Raw genomic sequence first — 16810 nt, 5'->3', positions numbered from 1 at the left:
CCCTCGAGCGGACCAAGGCGTGGCCGCCGCAGGACCGCCCGACGGCATGATCATGCGGCTCTCCGAACGAGGCCGCGCTTTCCACGTCGCCCTCGCAGCCCACGCCCACGGCCACCATCAGGGGCTCGTCCACGGCACGTGGATCGGGTCGCCGGCCTTGGCGTCTCCGAGCCAGATCTTCTGCTCCGGCTCGTCGAAGTAGACGATCTGCGCGCAGGGGCCCTCCGGCTCCTCGTCAGCGGTCTGGAAGTGGCCTGCCGACCAGCCGGTGAGGCGGTGCTTGGCGAGGAGCTCGCTGATCACGTTCCGGAACTCCGGGTAGCTGACGCAGTCGCGTTCGGCGAAACGCTCCCTGACGTCGGTGCGGAAGTGGGCGAGGTTCAGCTGCTCGCGGGTCGGTCCGAGGTACGGATCCGCGCGGTGGCGTGCGCACTGGTCCCGACCGCCGGGGTAGACCTGGATCGAGCCCTGCGCGGAGCTGTCGACGCAGGCTGTGAGCGTCTTTGGCGCCGGCCTGCCGAAGGTGTCCTGCCACAGCTGCCGGCACACCCGGATCGGGTCGTCGGCGATGGGATCGAAGCCGGTCACGGCGTCGGCATGCTCGGATCCGACGCAGGTCGGCCCGCTCGAATCAAGCGTGTGGCCATCGCCGTCACCGGCGACCCACGCATAGGTCCCGGCGGTGCCACCGACCACGGCCAGGGCCACCACGGGAGCCACGACCATCGTGCGCTTGCGCCGCCGCCGCGTACGCTCACGCACCCGGGCCAGGATCCGGTCGGCGACCGGCGAGTCCGGATCGGTCTCCGACAGGTCAGGGTGTGGATCGCGGGTCCGGAGCATCCGGACGAGTTCGTCATCGCTCAGCATGATCCTTCTCCTTGGTCGCATGCAGATCGGAGCTTGAGGCTGCGAGCCGTTCCTTCAGCCGCTGCCGGGCCCGGTGCAGGCGTGTGTCGACGGCACCGACGGAGATGCCGAGGACCGCCGCGATCTCATGGCGGGACAGGTCGTCCCAGTAGGCCAGGCGTAACAGCTCCCGGTCGGCGGCCGACCCTTGCTCCAGGGCGGCCAAGAGCTCATCGTCGGCGTCACGCTCCTGGCGGCGTGGGGGATCCGGCTGCTCCGCCACTCTCAGCAGCAGTCGGGACCAACGCCGCTGGCTGCGCGCCTGGTTGGCCAGCACGCGTCGCGCGATGCCCAACAGCCACAGCACCGCCTCTTCACCGTCGTCGGGCAGATGACGTCGCCGGCGCCACGCCACCGCATAGACCTCTGCCACGGCGTCGTGTGCCGCCGTATCACCGGTCCGGCGCAGGCAGTACGCCATCACCCGCCGGAACGTCTGCCGGAACAACTGCTCCAGCCGCTCACTGGATTCATCCGCATCCATAGCCCAGCAATGTCCGGCATCGCTCGGTCGCTTACCAACCGGCAGCGACACTCTTCTCCATGAAACCCCGGAGCCCGCCGGAGTTCGGCAAGACCGACACGGGTGCCGGCGCGTGACGGCCGCGCATGTCCGGCCCGCCGCGGAAGTCACCCGCAAGTCCGTCCGCTGGTGCTGTGACCGGGTCATCCGCGAGCGAGCGGGATGGCTTTTCGGCCGCCGATGGGACCGGCTGAGGAGCACGGTTCCGGTGGGTTGCTCGCTGTACGCGGGGCGGGAAGATTCGGGGCAGTCTCACGAGGCATATCCGGTTCGCCAGCGGGCCGGTGTTATCCAAGAGCACCACCATCCCGATCAACAACCGACGAAGAGGGAAACCGACGTGTACCGCTTACGCCCGGTGGCCAACAGCACCAGCACCGACCACCCCATCCCGGGCTTGCCGTTCATCAATGACGGCCGCTTACCCCTGGACAAGCCCGACGCGATCGAACGCACAGGCCGGAATCAGGGGGAACGGCTCTGGGGCCGTACCGACCGCGCCGGGGACGGCGGGTGGGTCGCGTTCACCACGGAGCCCAAGAATCCGTCCTTTGCGTGGGCGGTGTAAGACCACCCGCCCCACGGTCGCACCGTCCTCCTGATCCGTGACGGTGACCAGAGCGATCTGCACCATGAGTGGAAGTACCGCCGTTCGGGCTTCCTCCACCGGCGCGGAGGCTACCGGTGGAACGGTGAACGCCGGCACCGTCCCGGCCAGGTGTGGGACGCGGCCTTCGAGAGCTACGGCCCCCGGCCCGTCGACAACCCCACGACCATCACGGCGGCGGACCTGCTGGACTCTGGCAGCAGCCCTCACAGCGCCAGCATCATGAAGATCGCCGGCTTCACCGCGCAAGGCCCCGTGCCGAACTGGAAGGACCACCTGGCCCTTTGGGCGCAGCTCCGGGCGTCGCAGCCTGGCCTGCTGCCACTAGACGCTTGCATCGTCGACCTTCACGCTCCCGAACTGGACACGGAAAGCCTCGTCGACGTGGCCGGGTTGGCGAAGATCGCGGCGATCAGCACGGACGACCTGCCCGACCCCAAGTACGGCGGGCGTAGCGAGTTACCCGAACCACAGTACGAGTCAGCCGGCAGCATGTGGTGGTCCGTGCCGGTCGCGCGGGACTGGGCCGAGAACTACCGCCGGGACAACGGCCCCGCAGACCTGCTGTCCGCGACCACCGTGTACGACACCACCCATCCCACCGGCCTCGTGGCCGACCGCAACCGGCTGCGCGGCGTCTTCCACGAAGCCCTGACCGAACAACGCCACCGCGGCGGCAAGAAGCAGGCGTCCTACATGGAAGGGGACCTTGCGCAGAGTGCCGCCGACGCTCTCGCATGGGATGCGGCAGCCAGCCTCATGTACGGCCATAACCAGGGCCTCATTCCCCATGGTCCGCTGCGTGACGTGCTGGTCGAGGCCATCCTCTGCCGCCTCGCCGAAGACGTCGAACGGCGCCGCGACGAGGGCCAGGGCCGGGAGGAGATCATTCTCTCCGACATGCCTACGAGTGCCGTGAAACTCCTCACCTGGTACATCCGGCACCGGCCCCGTGAGACCGCCCGCCTCCTCGGGGAAATCTGCCTCAGGGCCCGCGTGAGCCTGGACCTGGAACCCGCCGCGGTCGGGAACCTGTTCCGCCGGTCCTTCACCCTGAGGCTGTCGTCGGCCGACCGCAGGCGAGGGTCGGTCGTCGAGAGCAACGCAGAGTGACACACGAGCCGTCCGGGGAGTCGTACCCCGGACGGTCTGCGGGTGTCATTGCGGGAAGCGTGACCGAACTGATCGGTGGTCCAGCTCCGGGGCGGGAAAACCGGGGCGCGCTCCTCAGCTCATCGGCAACCGAAGGTGTCCCGTCCCCGCGCCAGACGCGAGCGGGGCATGCGGACGGTAGTCATGCAGCACGCTCAGAGCTCGCTCTCAGGGAACACCCGCCACACCTGGGCCATGTGCACCCCGCCACCCCACATCCGGGTCAGGCCCAGCGCCTTGTCATTGAGTTGATGGTATTCGGAGAGCCCCAGCGCAAATCGCGGATGCACGGCCGAGACGATGGCGAAGCTGTCAGAACTGACATCCTGACGGATGAACTTCCAGTCCTGGTGGAGGCTGTCAGTTCGCTCCTGGAAGGTGACCACCTCCGAAGGCTTGGAACCGACGGTCAGGCAGCGGCGGTTGGCGAACGATTCGATACGGGCCGTGGTCCCGCCCGGGTTCGTCACCAAGTACCACTTGTGGCTGGTCCCGTCCTTCGGGAATGGGAACTCAGCCCAGGTCTGCGCATGGTTGCCGACACCGTCGTGCCAGTCGTTGCACATGAAGTACGTCCCGGTGACGTGATGGGACATCGCCACCGGGCCGATAGGCAGCGTCGTGATCAGGTCGGGCATGAGCGACTCCTCTTCTCGCGGGTTCTGGCCTTTCGGTGCGAGAGTCACAGGCGAAGCTGCGAGGGTCGGCGGCGCCATGCGGGATGATCACTGGATCGGGACAGCGAACGGAGTATCGCGCAATCCCGCATCGACCGGCACGAGCGAAGCGGTGCGCTCAGGCCCGGGTGTTGCAGCCGTCGGTCGGGTCTTTACCGGCGTTTCAGTGGCGGAACTTGTCGCGGCTGTAGCCGTCGCGGGATTCGGTGGACACGGGCAGGCTGTCGATGGCTTGGGCCAGGGGCAGGGTCTCCGCGGCGTGGGCAGGGGTAGCGACGGTGGCAGGCAGGACGCAGAGGGCAGCGGCAGCGAGGCCGCACAGGACAGCGTTGACCATGTGCCGTTGATAGCCGTGCTCCAGGGGGCGCGATCAGCGCTTTCCCCCCGGGGCTCCGCCCGCGTGAGTGGAAAGGCCATGCCGGAGAAACGAAACGCCCCGCCGCCCGCAGGCGGCGGGGTCTTGGTGCCAGGGCTGCCGGGTCCCCATCTGAGACGGGTTCGCAGAGCCAACATTTCAGCTAACGGTCACTGTTTCGGAGTGGATGGCCCGACGGGGCAATTCCTAAGATCACCGCGTGCGATGGCGACGGGGACTCGTGCTTGGCTTTGCTGGCCTGCTGGTAGCGGCGGCGGCCGTCGGGGTGTACTCCTACGGTTCCTTCTATGGCTGGTGGGCCCGCCCGACCGTCCGCGACGCTCCGGAGGCGAAACCGGCGGCCGTGGAGCCGCTCGTGAGCGGGCTGCGCTACCCGTTCGACCTGGCGTTCCTCCCCGACGGGTCGGCGCTGGTCACCGAGCGTGAGTCCGGCCGTCTGAGGAAGGTCACCCCGGACGGGCAGCTCACTGAGGTCCGGACGATCCGGGAGATCGCCGAGCCGGTCAGACAAGCCGGGCTGCAGGGGGTGGCAGTCTCCCCCTCCTACGAACGGGACGGCTGGATCTACGTCTACTACACCACCGAACAGGACAGCCGGGTGAGCCGGCTGCGGCTGGACTCGTCGGCTCCACCCGAGCCGATCCTGACCGGTATCCCCAGCGGTGAAATCCACAATGGCGGGCGGATCAGGTTCGGCCCGGACGGCATGCTCTACGTGACCACCGGGGAAGCGGACGACCGTTCCAAGGCCCAGGATCGGGGCGACCTGGGCGGCAAGATCCTGCGCATCACGCCGACGGGCAAGCCCGCACCGGGCAACCCGATCGAGGGCTCACCGGTTTACAGCTGGGGGTTCCGCGACCCGCAGGGGCTCGCCTGGGACGAAAAGGGCCGGCTCTACGTCTCCGAGTTCGGCCACCACAACCTCGACGAGCTGAACCAGGTCGAACCCGGCGCCAACTACGGCTGGCCCGAGGTGGAAGGCACCGGTGGGGAGCCCGACTTCACGGACCCGATAGCGACCTGGAAACCCGCCGACGCCTCACCCAGCGGGATGACATACCACGACGGCCGGATCTGGATCGCCTGCCTGCGCGGGGAGCGGCTCTACCGGATCGCCACCGACGGCTCGTCCCCCGAGCAGTTGCTGACCGGCCAATATGGCCGGCTACGGCTCGTAACGGCGGCCCCGGACGGCTCGCTGTGGGTGCTGACCAACGGCCGCACCACCGGCCCCGACTACGACCTGATCCTCAGGGTGACCCCGTGACGGCCTGAGAGGGCGATCACGTCGAAATGAGGTTGACCTGCGCTTCCCGCCGCCACAGGGGCGGGCGCGATGGTCTGCAGTTGGCCGCCGAGCGTGATCTCGGCGAGCGGCTCCCACGTCATGCGCCAGCCGCCGGTGTCCGGGGCGATCGTGAAACGGACGTTCAGCAGGTGCAGGGTGTCCACGTGCAGCGTTGCCCGGCGCGGGGGGATGGCACGCAGGCGGCTGTTCAGGGGGGCCGAGTTCGCCGCGTCGTATAACGGAAGCGTCAGATATTGGAACCTTCGGAAAGCTCGGAATCTTGTCCCGATTTGCCTTCTCAGTGGCCCCACTTGTAGTGGGCGGGCGGGCCATCCGACAGCGCCGGATCGCTGATCTTCAGGTCTCGGTAGCCGGGTTTCGTCTTCCACTGGTCACCCGGTGATCGAGGCGCCTAGGCTGCGCCGTCATGACGCCTAGTGAAGCCCCGGAACGGATGGTCCGGCTGAGGTTCGAGCTCGCCGTTGGCAGTTGGTCGCCGAGTCACGGGGAGTGCGACGCTGCCGTTGAAGCGTTGAAGGCCCTTCAGCTCCCCGACACCACGGTTGCCGAGGCTCTGATCCGCGGTACCTGAGCGGCGGCGTGGGAGCTCCCGGTTGAGGAGGGCGGCAGCCGCCTCACGCGGCTGATGCATGACGTCGCTGAGCAGCTGACGAGCGCCGAGGGCGGGGACGCCGAGGACCGGGAGATTACCCGACAGAACATGGTGGAACTGCTCGCCCCCTCGTCCGAGCACCGGCCACCGGTCGCTCCCCTGCGGCTCTCAGGATTGGTCAGACGTACCCCGGTCTCCGGTGCTCGCCCGAAGATCTCGGCGTCCTCCTATCTGATCACCTGCTGCGGTGCCGTGGCCCTCTCGGCCGTGATGCTGCTCGCCGGCATGCCGTCGGTGTTTGCCGTGCTCATTGGCATCGTTCTGTTCGTGGTGCTGCAGGGCGCCGCCCCTTACGTGAGCGACCTGCAGCAGCTGCGCCTGACGACTAGGGCGGGCCGCCAGCGTGCGGCGAAGGTACGCGCAGCGGCCTACCGGCAGTACGCCGCCACCGTCACGGACATCGTGCAGAGCGTCCGGACGCACTGGCAGTTGGGCAGCCGCCTCGCGGTTGACGAGCGCAGGGCGCTCCTCGAGAAGCTGCACACGGCGCCGGACGTGCTCGATGCGCACAAGAATCCTGTAGACCGTATGAAGCGGCCGTCCTGAGTTGGTCGGTGAGGGGCGGTTGCCGCGCCGAAGACCGATGCCCCGCAGGGAAGTTGACGCGGATTGCCCACCGGTGAGCACGGTGGCGGGTAGTACCGCAATTACCGGGAGGCACCGGATGCTTTCCGAGCGTACTTCGGTCGGTCTGGATGTCCACGCCCGCACCACGACGGCTTGGGCCCTGGACGGCGAGACGGGCGAGATCTATAGCGAGCGCCTCGATGCCGAGACGCACAACGTGCTGGCGTGGGTGGCCACACTGCCGCAGCCGACGGCGGTGGCCTATGAGGCCGGGCCGACCGGGTTCGTGCTGGCCCGGGCCCTGAACGGGATCGGCATCCGCTGCGTGGTGGCGGCCCCGTCGAAGATGGAGCGACCCGCAGGCGACCGGATCAAGACGGACAAGCGGGACGCCCAGCGACTGGCCAAGCTGCTGCGGATGGACGAGCTGCCGGTGGTACGGGTCCCGACCCTGGCTGAGGAGGCCGCCCGGGATCTCGTCCGAGGGCGCGACGACGTGCGCCGGGACCTGGCCCGGGCCCGCAACCGGATCTCCAAGCTGTTACTGAGGCAGGGCCGGGTCTGGCGCGGCGGCTCGGGCTGGACCTACATCCACCACGAGTGGCTGCGCAAGCAGCGATTCGACGACGCGGACACCCAGTTCGCCTTCGACAACGGATACGAGGAGGTCCTGGCCCTGGAGACCATGCGCGACCGCTTCGACCAGCGCATCACCGACACAGCCGCCCGCCCCGAATGGTGTCCGGTCGTGCGCCGCCTGGCCTGCCTGCGCGGCATCGACACACTCTCCGCGCTCGGCCTGGCCGTCGAAGTCGGCGACTGGCACCGGTTCACCGGCGCGACCATCGGCGCCTGCCTCGGCCTGGTGCCCAGCGAACACTCCTCGGGCCCCAACCGCTTCCAAGGGCCGATCACCAAGACCGGCAACAGCCACGCGAGGCGGCTGCTGGTCGAGGCGTCGTGGCAGCACTACAAGCCCTACCGCGGCCCGGGCGTGACCCTGCGCCGTCGCATGGAACTGGCCTCCCTGCCGGTGCGGCAGCGGGCCGACCTCGGAAACCGGAGGCTTCACCAGCGGTGGGAGTCCTTCCTGGCACGCAGGAAGAACACCAACGTCGCCGCCGTCGCGGTGGCCCGCGAACTGGCGGGCTGATGCTGGAGTCTGGCGGTGATGGACTGACCCTGCAGGGTCCACAGAACGGCCGGCGGGAGGCCGGACGTGCCAGCGCGAGGGACGATGCCCGCGGACCCTATGAGCACCCGCTCCGGCGGGCCACGCTCGGCTGTAGACCGGAGGCTCCGTCCCCGACGAACATCCGGTCATGCGGTAACCAACCCGCGGATATCAGGCTGACCGCGCGTCGACGCACGACACGCCACCGGCCTCCCGCCGGTCCCACAGACACCCCCAGGCCCGCACCGACGAGCCCGTACACTCCTGCCCACTTGACAAAATCGTCTACATATCAGGTTCGTGTTTCCCGTGTCCCTTTCTCATTGACGGTGGCCTCTGTCCGGCCCAAAGGACAGCGGGGTGAGACGAACTCACGTCTGCTCGGATACCTAGAGGTGGGCAGCCAGCAGGCCGTCACGGTGGGATCGCATCGAGCACGTCCTTCAGGCGCTGCAACACGGTCGCGAGCTGGTCCCGGGGTGGTGTGGCGAGCGCCAGTCGGAGTGCTCGGGGGCGGTGAGGGCCGGTGGCGAAGGCGTCTGCGGTGGACACGAGGATGCCTGCGTTGGCGAGTAGAGCTGCGACATGGTCAGGGCGCTGGTGCGGCTCCAGGCCGAGCCAGACCATGTAGGAGACGGGATGTGCCGTGAGGTGCATGCCGTCGAGTACGGCGCGGGCGATGTCCTGCCGGGCGGCCGCGTCGCCTCGGCGCTCCTCCTCCCAGCGGGCAATGGTGCCGTCAGCCAGCCAGCCGATGGCGAGCGCGGTGATGAGTCCCGGAGCGCCCCAGGCCGCCAGGCGAAGGCTCCTGGCAACAGTCTCCACGTGAGGGCCGGGCAGCACGGCGAAGCCGAATCGCAGGCCGGAGGCTGCGTTCTTGGACAGTCCGGCAACGTAGCAGGTGCGTTCAGGGGCGAGGGCCCGGAGGGGAGGAGGCGGTGACGATGCGAGGAACGCGTAGGTGCCGTCCTCGACGATCAGGCAGTCGTGTGAACGGGCGATGGTGACAAGGCGGTCGCGCTGTTCCCGGTCGAGGACCCAGCCGAGCGGGTTGTGCAGGGTGGGGATCGCATAGATCGCGCGGACGGGGCGTGTGCGGCACAGGCGCTCGAGCACGGCGAGGTCGGGCCCCGTTTCCGTGACCGGGATCGGGGCCAGATCGAGCCTGTGGGCCGAGGCGAACAGCTTGATGCCGGGGTAGCTGAGTGCGTCGACCGCCAGGACGTCACCGGGCCGGGTGAGGGAGCGCAGCACGGCATCGAGTACCTGCTGGGCGCCGCTGGTGAGCAGGACGTTCGCCGGCGCTGTGTCGATCCCTCGCTCCAGCAGGTAGGTGGCCACGACCGCCCGCTCGTGCAGGCGCCCGCCCGGCGGGTCCTGGCGGAGCAGCGCCTCGACCTCACCCGAGACGGACAGCGCACGCAGCGCCTGCCGCAGTCGGTCGGCCTGGCCTTCGCCCAGCGGCTGGTTGAACGACAGGTCCGCGATCCGCGGCACCGGCAGGGCGCGTGACGGTTCAAGGCCGTCGTAGCCGGACTGCACCCGCACGAATGTCCCGCGCCCCGGTTCTCCCACCACCAGGCCCATGGCGGCGAGTTCGGCGTAGACCCGGGTGGCCGTGGCCAGTGCGATCCGCCGTTCGCGGGTGAGAGCGCGGTGCGTCGGGAGCCGGGTGCCCGCCGGGAGCGCGCCGGACCTGATCGACGCGGCGAACTCGTCGACGATGGCCTTGTAGGACGGTGGCCGCATGTGGCACCTGCATCCATCTGTATCCAGGACAATTAATGGATCGTCCTAGGGTACGGCTCCTAGCCTCGATGCGTCCTAGCCCAGGCGGAACGGAGCAGGTGGCATGACCGTACACATCGACCGGGACGAGCACGTCGTCACCATCACCATCGACCGGGAACACAAGCTCAACGCCCTCGACTACCCGACGATCGACGCGTTGCTCGCGGGCCTTGACCGCCTCGACTCCGACGACTCCGTCCGGGCGATCGTCCTGACCGGCGCCGGGCGCAGGGCGTTCAGTGCGGGAGCGGACATTCCGTCTCTGGCGGGGAGCATCGCCGGCGGGCCCGAGCGCGCCCTGCGCGAGATCGTCCGACGGGGACACGCGCTGACCCGGCGGATCGAGGAATTCCCCAAGCCTGTGATCGTCGCCGTCAACGGGCTGGCGTACGGCGGTGGTTGCGAGATCACGGAGGCCGCTCCCCTGGCGATCGCCGCCGAGCACGCCATGTTCGCCAAGCCCGAGATCTCCCTCGGTTTCCCACCGCCCTTCGGTGGATCCCAGCGGCTGCCGCGGCACGTCGGCCGCAAACGCGGCCTTGAGATGATCCTCACCGGCGACCCGATCCCGGCCGCGCGGGCTGCGGAGATCGGGCTCGTCAACGCCGTCGTACCTGGCGACGAACTCCTCGACGCCGCACGGGACCTGGCCGACCGGATCATCCGGCACGCGCCGACGGCCGTAGCGGCCTGCCTGCGCGCGGTCACCCGCGGCATCAACCTACCCGTCGACGAAGGACTTGCGGTCGAGGCGGCCTGCTTCGCCGCCACCGTGCCCACTGACGGCGTGCGGACCGGGCTGCGGCGGTTCCTCGACCGCACGACCGCCGTCCCGCTGAAGAACTCCGTTTCCAGAACGCACACGTGACATCTGCACCGGACCATCAATGCCTGAGGCTGCCCTCATCACCTCGGCCGGACCACTCAAGTTCGCGGACGAGGCGGAGGGGGCCCGGGAGGAGTACACAAAGGGCTTCTACCGGAACGGAGAGAAGAAGGGTCGGTCCCTGCCGTGCCGGGCTCGGATACCCGGTGCATGTCGGCCAGTTCCCAGACTTGAAGTCGTTCCCGGCGGGCATGACGGCAGACGGGAGCCTGAAACCTCCGAGGAGTCCATGGGCAGTGCCCAAGGGTCAAGATCGTGAGACGGAATGCCATGGCCGCGAACGAGACAGAGTGAAACCTCCTGGTCACTGCATCGGAATGGGCCATTCGGAATGGGAACCTACAAATCCGTACATCATCGCCAGCACCAACAAGATGATCCCGGCCATCCAGCATCTGCTGTCCAGCGCTGCTCGGGAAACTCGGCCCACCGAGTTGGAGTGCGATGCGCTGATCGACGCCTTCGAGGAGCGGCTTCGGGAATTCGATCGGCACGCCCTGGCCGCGGTGCGCGATGTCACGGGCGATCAGGCGAACCCCAGGCTGCGGCGTAGGCCACCGACCTGGTCCTTCGACCGTATGGAGATTCCCGTGCTGTCACTGCCCTATGACCTTGCCGATGTCTTCACCGAGACCTTCCTCGGCGGCAACCAGCTCGCGGTGTTCGCCGAGACAAACGCCCCGCTCAACAGCGATCTGATGCAGGCGATCGCGTTGGAGATGAACCTGAGCGAGACGGTCTTCCTCCTCCCCGCTCAGCACCCCGCGGTGGACGCCCGCGTGAGGTTGTACTCCACCATGACCGAGATCGATTTTGCCGGCCATCCGCTGTTGGGCACGGCTGCGATCCTCGCGTGTCAGCGAGCCGACGACGAGGTCGCGCTGCGGATCGAGACGAACGTGGGCATAGTCCCCGTGACAGTCCGGCGCCACGGCGGCGAACGGTTCACCGGCTGGATGGACCAGCCGCTGCCGCAGGTGGAGACCGTTCCCCGGGAACAGGCCGCGCGGCTCCTGGACGTCCTCGGGCTGAAGACGAGCGTGCTGCCCATTACGCGCTACGACGCCGGGATTCCCCATGTGTATGTCGTGGCCGACGACCCCGAAACGGTACGTGGCATCGTGCCCAACTTCCCCGCATTGGGCGAAGCCGCAGTCAGCAGCCGCATCAATGTCCTCGCCCTCACCGGACCGAACACAGCAGTGACCCGCATGTTCAGCCCGTACGGCCGAGTCCCCGAGGATCCTGCATGTGGCTCGGCGGCCGGACCGCTCGCCGCGCACCTTGTACGCCATGGACATCTTGCCTCCGGGGCACAGATCACCCTGAGCCAGGGGGAGGCCGTCGGGCGTCCCTCAACGCTGTTGGCGGTGGCTGTAGTCGAGTCCGATCGGCCTACATCGATCCAGGTGGGCGGCGGAGTCTGCCTGGTCGGCGATGGAAAGCTGCGCCTTCCCGAGCGGAACTAGTCTTCTGAGTCAGGAATTCTGTTCAGATAGCTGGCGAGGCGTTCGAGGATCTGGTCTGCGGTCTTCGTCCAGATGTAGGGCTTGGGGTCGGTGTTCCATGCGGCGATCCAGTTGCGGATGTCCTTCTCCAGAGCTTGCACGGATCGGTGGACGCCTCGTCGTATCTGCTTGTTGGTCAGCTCTGCGAACCAGCGTTCCACCAAGTTGAGCCAGGACGACCCGGTGGGTGTGAAGTGCAGGTGGAAGCGGGGGCGGGCCAGCAGCCAGGCCTTGATGGCCGGGGTTTTGTGGGTGGCGTAGTTGTCCAGGACCAGGTGGACGTCCAGACCCTTCGGAACCTCCTGGTCCAGCTTGATAAGGAACTTCTTGAACTCCTCGGCCCGGTGCCGGCGGTGCAGGGAGCCGATCACCTTCCCCGTGGCTACCTCGAGTGCGGCGAAGAGTGTGGGGGTGCCGGCGCGCACGTAGTCGTGGGTGACCCGCTGCGGGACGCCCGGCATCATCGGCAGCACCGGCTGGGAGCGGTCCAGCGCCTGGATCTGTGACTTCTCGTCGACGCAGAACACCAAGGCCCGCTCGGGCGGGTCCAGATACAGGCCAACGACGTCGTGGACCTTGTCGACGAAGTACGGGTCCGTCGACAGCTTGAAGGTCTCCGTGCAGTGCGGCTGCAGGCCGAAGGCCCGCCAGATCCGCGACACGGTCGACTGCGACAGGCCCATCTCCTTGGCCATCGCCCGAGTTGACCAGTGCGTCGCGTTCTTCGGCGTGCTCTCCAGCGTCCTGGTCACCACGGCGGCTACCTGCTCGTCGGTGACCGTCCTGGGCCCGCCCGACCGTGGCATGTCACCCAGGCCAGCGATCCGGTGCTCGACGAACCGCGCCCGCCACCGGCCCACCGCATGCGGCGTCGAACCGAGCTGAGCGGCCACGTCCTTGTTCGACGCCCCGCTCGCGCAAGGCCAGGATAATCCGGCACCGCAGAGCCCACGCCTGCGGGGTGGAACGGCGCCGCACCCAGCCCTCCAGCGCAGCCCGTTCCTCGTCCGACAGGATCAACTCGGCCTTCGGCCGCCCAGTACGCGCCACCCCGCAACCCTACATATCTGAACAGAATTCCTGACTCGGAAGGGGCCTGTTGCGAAAGTCGATCTTGCCCCGCTCCGACTGTAGGCGTCCCGAGTGGTTCGGCTTGCTGTCAGTGGCCCGGTCTAGGGTGCCGATCATGACTCCTCATGCTGAAAAGAGCCTGCTCTTGGGGCTCGGCCGTGTTGTTGTCCTTGTTGACGACCCCGATGCAGCCCTGGCCTTCTACCGCGGCGCTCTCGGTTTCTGTGTCCTGCACGACCAGGTGGCAGATGGTTATCGCTACTTGCATATCGGAGTGCCCGGCCAGGAGGCGGTCGGCCTCTGGCTCATGACCGCCACGAGCGACCGGGAACGCGAACTGATCGGCAAGCAGTGCGGCGGTCAGCCTCTGCTCGTCCTGTACACCGCCGACCTGGATACGGTCCGCGAACACCTGCTCGGGCACGGGGTGCGGGTATGGAACGAACGGGAAGACGCCGACAGCCGGTCGCTGCACCTGGCCGACTTGTACGGGAACGTGATCATCGTGGCGCAGGTGCGCGACCCGGCAGTGTGATGCTGACGGTCACAGCCATTCGTTGATGACGGCGATCAGCACCGTCGCCTCGTAGCGGACGGCGAGCTTGATGCCCCTATGGATGTCAAGCAGCTGATCTTGGCTTGTCCGTGCTTGATCGGAGTGTGACGATCGCCTGATAGATCTCGCGTGCGACGTAGCGTTTGAGGCAGCGAATAGCTTTTCGGCGTGTCTTGCCTTCACAGACTCGGCGTTCGACGTAGGCGCGGGTGCGAGTGTCCCAGCGCATCCGGGCCAGGACGATCGTGTAGAGGGCGGAGTTGGCCTGGCGGTCACCGCCGCGGTTGAGTCTGCGGCGCTGGGTCTTGCCGGAGGATGCTTCGACGGGGCTTGCGCCGCAGAGAGCGGCGAAGGACGCCTCGCTGCCCATCCTGTGCGGGTTGTCCCCGGCCGCTGTCAGCAACGCGGCAGCGGTGTCGGGGCCGACGCCGTAGACATCAAGGAGCCTGGGCGCGCAGGCGCCGATCGCCGCCGTGATCCGCTTGGTGAGGTCGCTGATTTCGTCGGTGAGATGCAGGATGCGCCTGGCCAGGAGACGGAGTGTGTGTCGGGCGGCTGCCTCGGGGCTGGATCCCTCGCCGTGGCTCAGTTCGCTGCAACAGCGGATGAGCTTGGGGTTGCTCAGGCCGGCCAGGGACTCACGAAGGGCGGGGTCTGCGGCGACCAGGATGGCTTTGAGCTGGTTGATGGCCTGCGAACGGGACTTGACCGCGGAGGTCTTGGCCATTTTGAACAACCGGATTGTCTCCACCGGGCCGTTGGCGGTCTTGGCGGCAGCGGTGGCCCGACCGGAGAGGACGGCGTGAGCCGCTGCTGCCGCGTCGATCGCGTCGGTCTTGCCGCGTCGGCGCCGTACGGCTTTGTCCGGCTGGTTGACTTCGGTGACCGTAAGGCCCTCGCTGAGCAGGTAGCGGGTCAGTGCGGCTCCGTAGGAGCCGGTGCACTCCACACCGGCCCGCTGTAAGTGTCCGAAGGAGCGGGCCCAGGACAGGAGCTGGCGGTATCCCTCCCTCGTGGTGGGGAAGGTACGGCTGGCCACCGCTGCTCCGGTACTGGTGACTACAGCGGCTGCGTGTACGTCTTTGTGTGTGTCCACCCCGAGCACCACCTCCTCGCTCAGGTCAGTGATGTGGTGACGTGGATGGGTGTGCTGGGCCATGCTGGTCACGGTCGACTGTCTCCTGACGCCTCGGGAACACCGGCCGACGCCGGGCCGAGTGCGGCGGTCAGGACTGTGACGGTGCCTGTCGCGAAGGCCCCTATCGGGACACGCCCCCCGGTCCGGCGGCAGTTTGCGCCGCCTCAGACAGCGGTCGGCAGATCAAACTCAAGGCACCAAGGCCAGTCGTATCGCGGGCCAGACCACCGCCCGAGGCGGCACCCACACATCCTCACAGTCATACCGCGTGGCCACCGCTCGGTGGCGCTTGAGGCGATTGATCCCGCACTCCACAGCGTGCCGCTCGCGGTAGTCGATCTTGTCGAACTTCGGCGGACGACCACCGCGAGAGCCCAGCTTCTTGCGGTTGCGGATCTGGTCGGACTTCTCCGGGATCGTGCAGCCGATGCCGCGCCTACGCAGATGGGCGCGGTTCGCGCGAGAGCCGTATGCCTTGTCGGCTCGGACCTTGTCCGGACGGGTGCGCGGTCGGCCCCGGCCAAGGCGAGGCACTCGGATGGCCTCCAGGACCGGCTGGAACTGCGGGCTGTCATGCCGATGACCGGCCGTGATGCGCAGCGAGAGCGGCTTTTGTCCCTGCTCGACCGCCAGGTGCAGCTTGGTGGTCAGCCCGCCGCGCGAGCGTCCGAGACCGTGGTCGTCGGGCTCGGTGTCGACGCCGCCGGGCGGCTCCTTCTGCTCTGCCCCTTTTTACGCGCCCCGGCAGCGTGCTGGTGCGCCCGCGCGATGGTGGAGTCTACGCTGACGTCTCACGTGATGAGGCCCTTCGCGTCCGCCTCGGCCTTCAGCCGGGTAACGATCCTCGCCCAGCTGCCGTCCCGCTGCCAGCGCCGGAACAGGGCATAGACCCTGTCTCACGGCCCGTAATGTTCCGGCACATCACGCCAGGGAGCACCGGTCCGGGTCCGCCACCGTATGCCGTCTATCAACTGCCGCCGAGTCCACACCGGCGGACGGCCCGGCTTGATGCCCTTCGGCAACAACGGCTCCAGCCGGGCCCACTGGCCGTTCGTCAGATCACCACGCCCCACGACGCGTGATCATCTACGAACAAGATCGACTTTCGCAACAGGCCCTAGTGGGTTCCGGTGACTAGTCTGCTGATGGCCCGGCTGGGCCGCACCCAACTTCCTTACAGATGACGCGTGTTCACTCTCGGGCCGCTACGGTGCTTGGTCATGAAGCCGTTCGTGTTCCAGCATGCCGAGGACGTGTGGCCCGAGGGCGAGACCTTGCTCCACGTGTACATCGCACATCGCCCCCTCCGATCAAGATCGCGAGCTGGCCGCGCTGGTGAACCGCGGGCGAGAGGCACTGCGCGGCTTTCCGATCACCTGTGTCGAGGACCGTTGGCTCCACGTCACGCTCGTTATCAATAGGTCGCGCGAAAAAACCCAGGTGAAGCGTCTCGCATGGTGTCTGGCATGTTAGGCACGTGACCTGATCGAGCTTGGCTCAGTTGAGGGATACCGACCTGGTTCTCAACGCCCGCGTGCTGGAACACCCGGTACATGGACGCCGCAGTGAACCATCTGCGCGCGGACGGCCTCGACGTCCGTGACGAGGACCTGGCCCGCCTCTCGCCGTTCGAACGGCACCTCGTCAACATGGGCCGGTACTCGTTCCAGCTCCCTGACCTGCCCGGCGGCTTGCGGCCTTTGCTCCCCGGACGCCGCCGACGAGGAGTGAACGACACCGTACGTGTCAGTCCGATGACCGCGGCTATGCCTGCGTCCAACGTGGTGGCCTTCCGGTGGGGGTCACGAAACCCCGTGACCCCAGGTGCAAGGTAGGGGGGTGTCGGAGCAGCCCGCTTGTCGTCCTTGTTTCTGGTCGGGCTCATGCCAGCCCGTGCAGGACCTTGCGGGC

Annotated in this window: 17 protein-coding genes and 2 pseudogenes; 9 read left to right on the top strand and 10 right to left on the bottom strand. The window is 67.8% G+C overall.

The features are described from left to right. Positions 1 to 117: 117 nt before the first annotated feature. Both QQY66_RS47520 and QQY66_RS47515 read right to left on the bottom strand, forming a co-directional pair. Positions 118 to 870: a hypothetical protein gene (locus QQY66_RS47520; RefSeq protein ID WP_301986769.1), complete on the bottom strand. Its 753-nt coding sequence runs from the start codon at positions 868 to 870 to the stop codon at positions 118 to 120. Continuing rightward, the gene (locus tag QQY66_RS47515) at positions 857 to 1393 is read right to left on the bottom strand and encodes an RNA polymerase sigma factor (protein WP_301986767.1); all 537 of its coding nucleotides are present in this window, start codon (positions 1391 to 1393) and stop codon (positions 857 to 859) included. The genes QQY66_RS47520 and QQY66_RS47515 overlap by 14 nt, the downstream gene beginning before the upstream one ends. A 112-nt stretch (positions 1394 to 1505) precedes the next feature. On the opposite strand from QQY66_RS47515, the gene QQY66_RS47510 reads away from it, so the two are divergent. Together QQY66_RS47510 and QQY66_RS47505 are read left to right on the top strand one after the other, a co-directional pair. Then, complete coding sequence (locus QQY66_RS47510; RefSeq protein ID WP_301986765.1) at positions 1506 to 2000, top strand: hypothetical protein; 495 nt, start codon at positions 1506 to 1508, stop codon at positions 1998 to 2000. A gap of 150 nt (positions 2001 to 2150) precedes the next feature. Continuing rightward, a complete protein-coding gene (locus QQY66_RS47505; protein WP_301986764.1) occupies positions 2151 to 3152 on the top strand; it encodes a hypothetical protein in 1002 nt (333 codons plus the stop codon). Between the two features lie 194 nt (positions 3153 to 3346). Here the strand turns inward: QQY66_RS47505 and QQY66_RS47500 are convergent, their stop codons facing one another. Then, positions 3347 to 3829, bottom strand: a complete 483-nt coding sequence (locus QQY66_RS47500; RefSeq protein WP_301986763.1) for a hypothetical protein — start codon at positions 3827 to 3829, stop codon at positions 3347 to 3349. A 202-nt stretch (positions 3830 to 4031) separates the two neighbouring features. Further along, positions 4032 to 4205 carry a hypothetical protein gene (locus QQY66_RS47495; protein ID WP_367667053.1) on the bottom strand — a complete coding sequence of 58 codons (174 nt, stop codon included), beginning with the start codon at positions 4203 to 4205 and terminating at the stop codon, positions 4032 to 4034. 259 nt (positions 4206 to 4464) lie between these two features. Between QQY66_RS47495 and QQY66_RS47490 the strand changes: the two genes are divergently transcribed. Next, positions 4465 to 5514 carry a sorbosone dehydrogenase family protein gene (locus QQY66_RS47490; protein ID WP_301986762.1) on the top strand — a complete coding sequence of 350 codons (1050 nt, stop codon included), beginning with the start codon at positions 4465 to 4467 and terminating at the stop codon, positions 5512 to 5514. Here QQY66_RS47490 and QQY66_RS47485 read toward each other — a convergent pair. Then, positions 5484 to 5699, bottom strand: a complete 216-nt coding sequence (locus QQY66_RS47485; RefSeq protein WP_301986761.1) for a hypothetical protein — start codon at positions 5697 to 5699, stop codon at positions 5484 to 5486. The genes QQY66_RS47490 and QQY66_RS47485 overlap by 31 nt on opposite strands. Positions 5700 to 6181: 482 nt before the next feature. On the opposite strand from QQY66_RS47485, the gene QQY66_RS47480 reads away from it, so the two are divergent. Beyond that, on the top strand, positions 6182 to 6754 hold the full coding sequence (locus QQY66_RS47480; RefSeq protein ID WP_301986760.1) for a hypothetical protein: 573 nt from the start codon (positions 6182 to 6184) through the stop codon (positions 6752 to 6754). 118 nt (positions 6755 to 6872) lie between these two features. Then, entirely contained in the window at positions 6873 to 7928 is a 1056-nt protein-coding gene (locus QQY66_RS47475; RefSeq protein WP_301986759.1) for an IS110 family transposase, read from the top strand. A gap of 435 nt (positions 7929 to 8363) precedes the next feature. Here QQY66_RS47475 and QQY66_RS47470 read toward each other — a convergent pair whose 3' ends face one another. Continuing rightward, positions 8364 to 9698, bottom strand: a complete 1335-nt coding sequence (locus tag QQY66_RS47470) for a PLP-dependent aminotransferase family protein (RefSeq protein WP_301986757.1) — start codon at positions 9696 to 9698, stop codon at positions 8364 to 8366. Between the two features lie 103 nt (positions 9699 to 9801). Here QQY66_RS47470 and QQY66_RS47465 point away from each other — a divergent pair, with 103 nt between their 5' ends. Together QQY66_RS47465 and QQY66_RS47460 are read left to right on the top strand one after the other, a co-directional pair. Beyond that, positions 9802 to 10608, top strand: coding sequence for an enoyl-CoA hydratase-related protein (locus QQY66_RS47465; protein WP_151476051.1), 807 nt, complete (start codon positions 9802 to 9804; stop codon positions 10606 to 10608). A gap of 254 nt (positions 10609 to 10862) precedes the next feature. Continuing rightward, positions 10863 to 12095 carry a PhzF family phenazine biosynthesis protein gene (locus QQY66_RS47460; RefSeq protein WP_301986754.1) on the top strand — a complete coding sequence of 411 codons (1233 nt, stop codon included), beginning with the start codon at positions 10863 to 10865 and terminating at the stop codon, positions 12093 to 12095. On the opposite strand, the pseudogene QQY66_RS47455 reads toward QQY66_RS47460, so the two are convergent. Continuing rightward, a pseudogene (locus QQY66_RS47455) lies at positions 12092 to 13184 on the bottom strand (IS630 family transposase). The gene QQY66_RS47460 and the pseudogene QQY66_RS47455 overlap by 4 nt on opposite strands. 136 nt (positions 13185 to 13320) lie before the next feature. Between QQY66_RS47455 and QQY66_RS47450 the strand changes: the two are divergent. Next, a complete protein-coding gene (locus QQY66_RS47450; protein ID WP_301986753.1) occupies positions 13321 to 13740 on the top strand; it encodes a VOC family protein in 420 nt (139 codons plus the stop codon). Between the two features lie 85 nt (positions 13741 to 13825). Here QQY66_RS47450 and QQY66_RS47445 read toward each other — a convergent pair whose 3' ends face one another. From QQY66_RS47445 to QQY66_RS47435, 3 genes are all read right to left on the bottom strand, one after another. After that, positions 13826 to 14920 carry an IS110 family transposase gene (locus tag QQY66_RS47445; protein ID WP_301987738.1) on the bottom strand — a complete coding sequence of 365 codons (1095 nt, stop codon included), beginning with the start codon at positions 14918 to 14920 and terminating at the stop codon, positions 13826 to 13828. 168 nt (positions 14921 to 15088) lie between these two features. After that, the gene (locus QQY66_RS47440) at positions 15089 to 15550 is read right to left on the bottom strand and encodes a transposase (protein WP_301987737.1); all 462 of its coding nucleotides are present in this window, start codon (positions 15548 to 15550) and stop codon (positions 15089 to 15091) included. A gap of 245 nt (positions 15551 to 15795) precedes the next feature. Further along, on the bottom strand, positions 15796 to 15972 hold the full coding sequence (locus QQY66_RS47435) for a transposase (protein ID WP_301986752.1): 177 nt from the start codon (positions 15970 to 15972) through the stop codon (positions 15796 to 15798). Positions 15973 to 16415: 443 nt separating this feature from the next. Between QQY66_RS47435 and QQY66_RS50725 the strand changes: the two are divergent. Next, positions 16416 to 16602: pseudogene (locus QQY66_RS50725) on the top strand (Tn3 family transposase); the annotation flags it as partial. Between the last annotated feature and the right edge of the window lie 208 nt (positions 16603 to 16810).

The sequence above is a fragment of the Streptomyces sp. DG2A-72 genome, from assembly GCF_030499575.1.
Taxonomy (GTDB): domain Bacteria; phylum Actinomycetota; class Actinomycetes; order Streptomycetales; family Streptomycetaceae; genus Streptomyces.
Note: the sequence above shows the minus strand (reverse complement) of the source record. Positions and strands in the feature narration are given on the sequence as shown.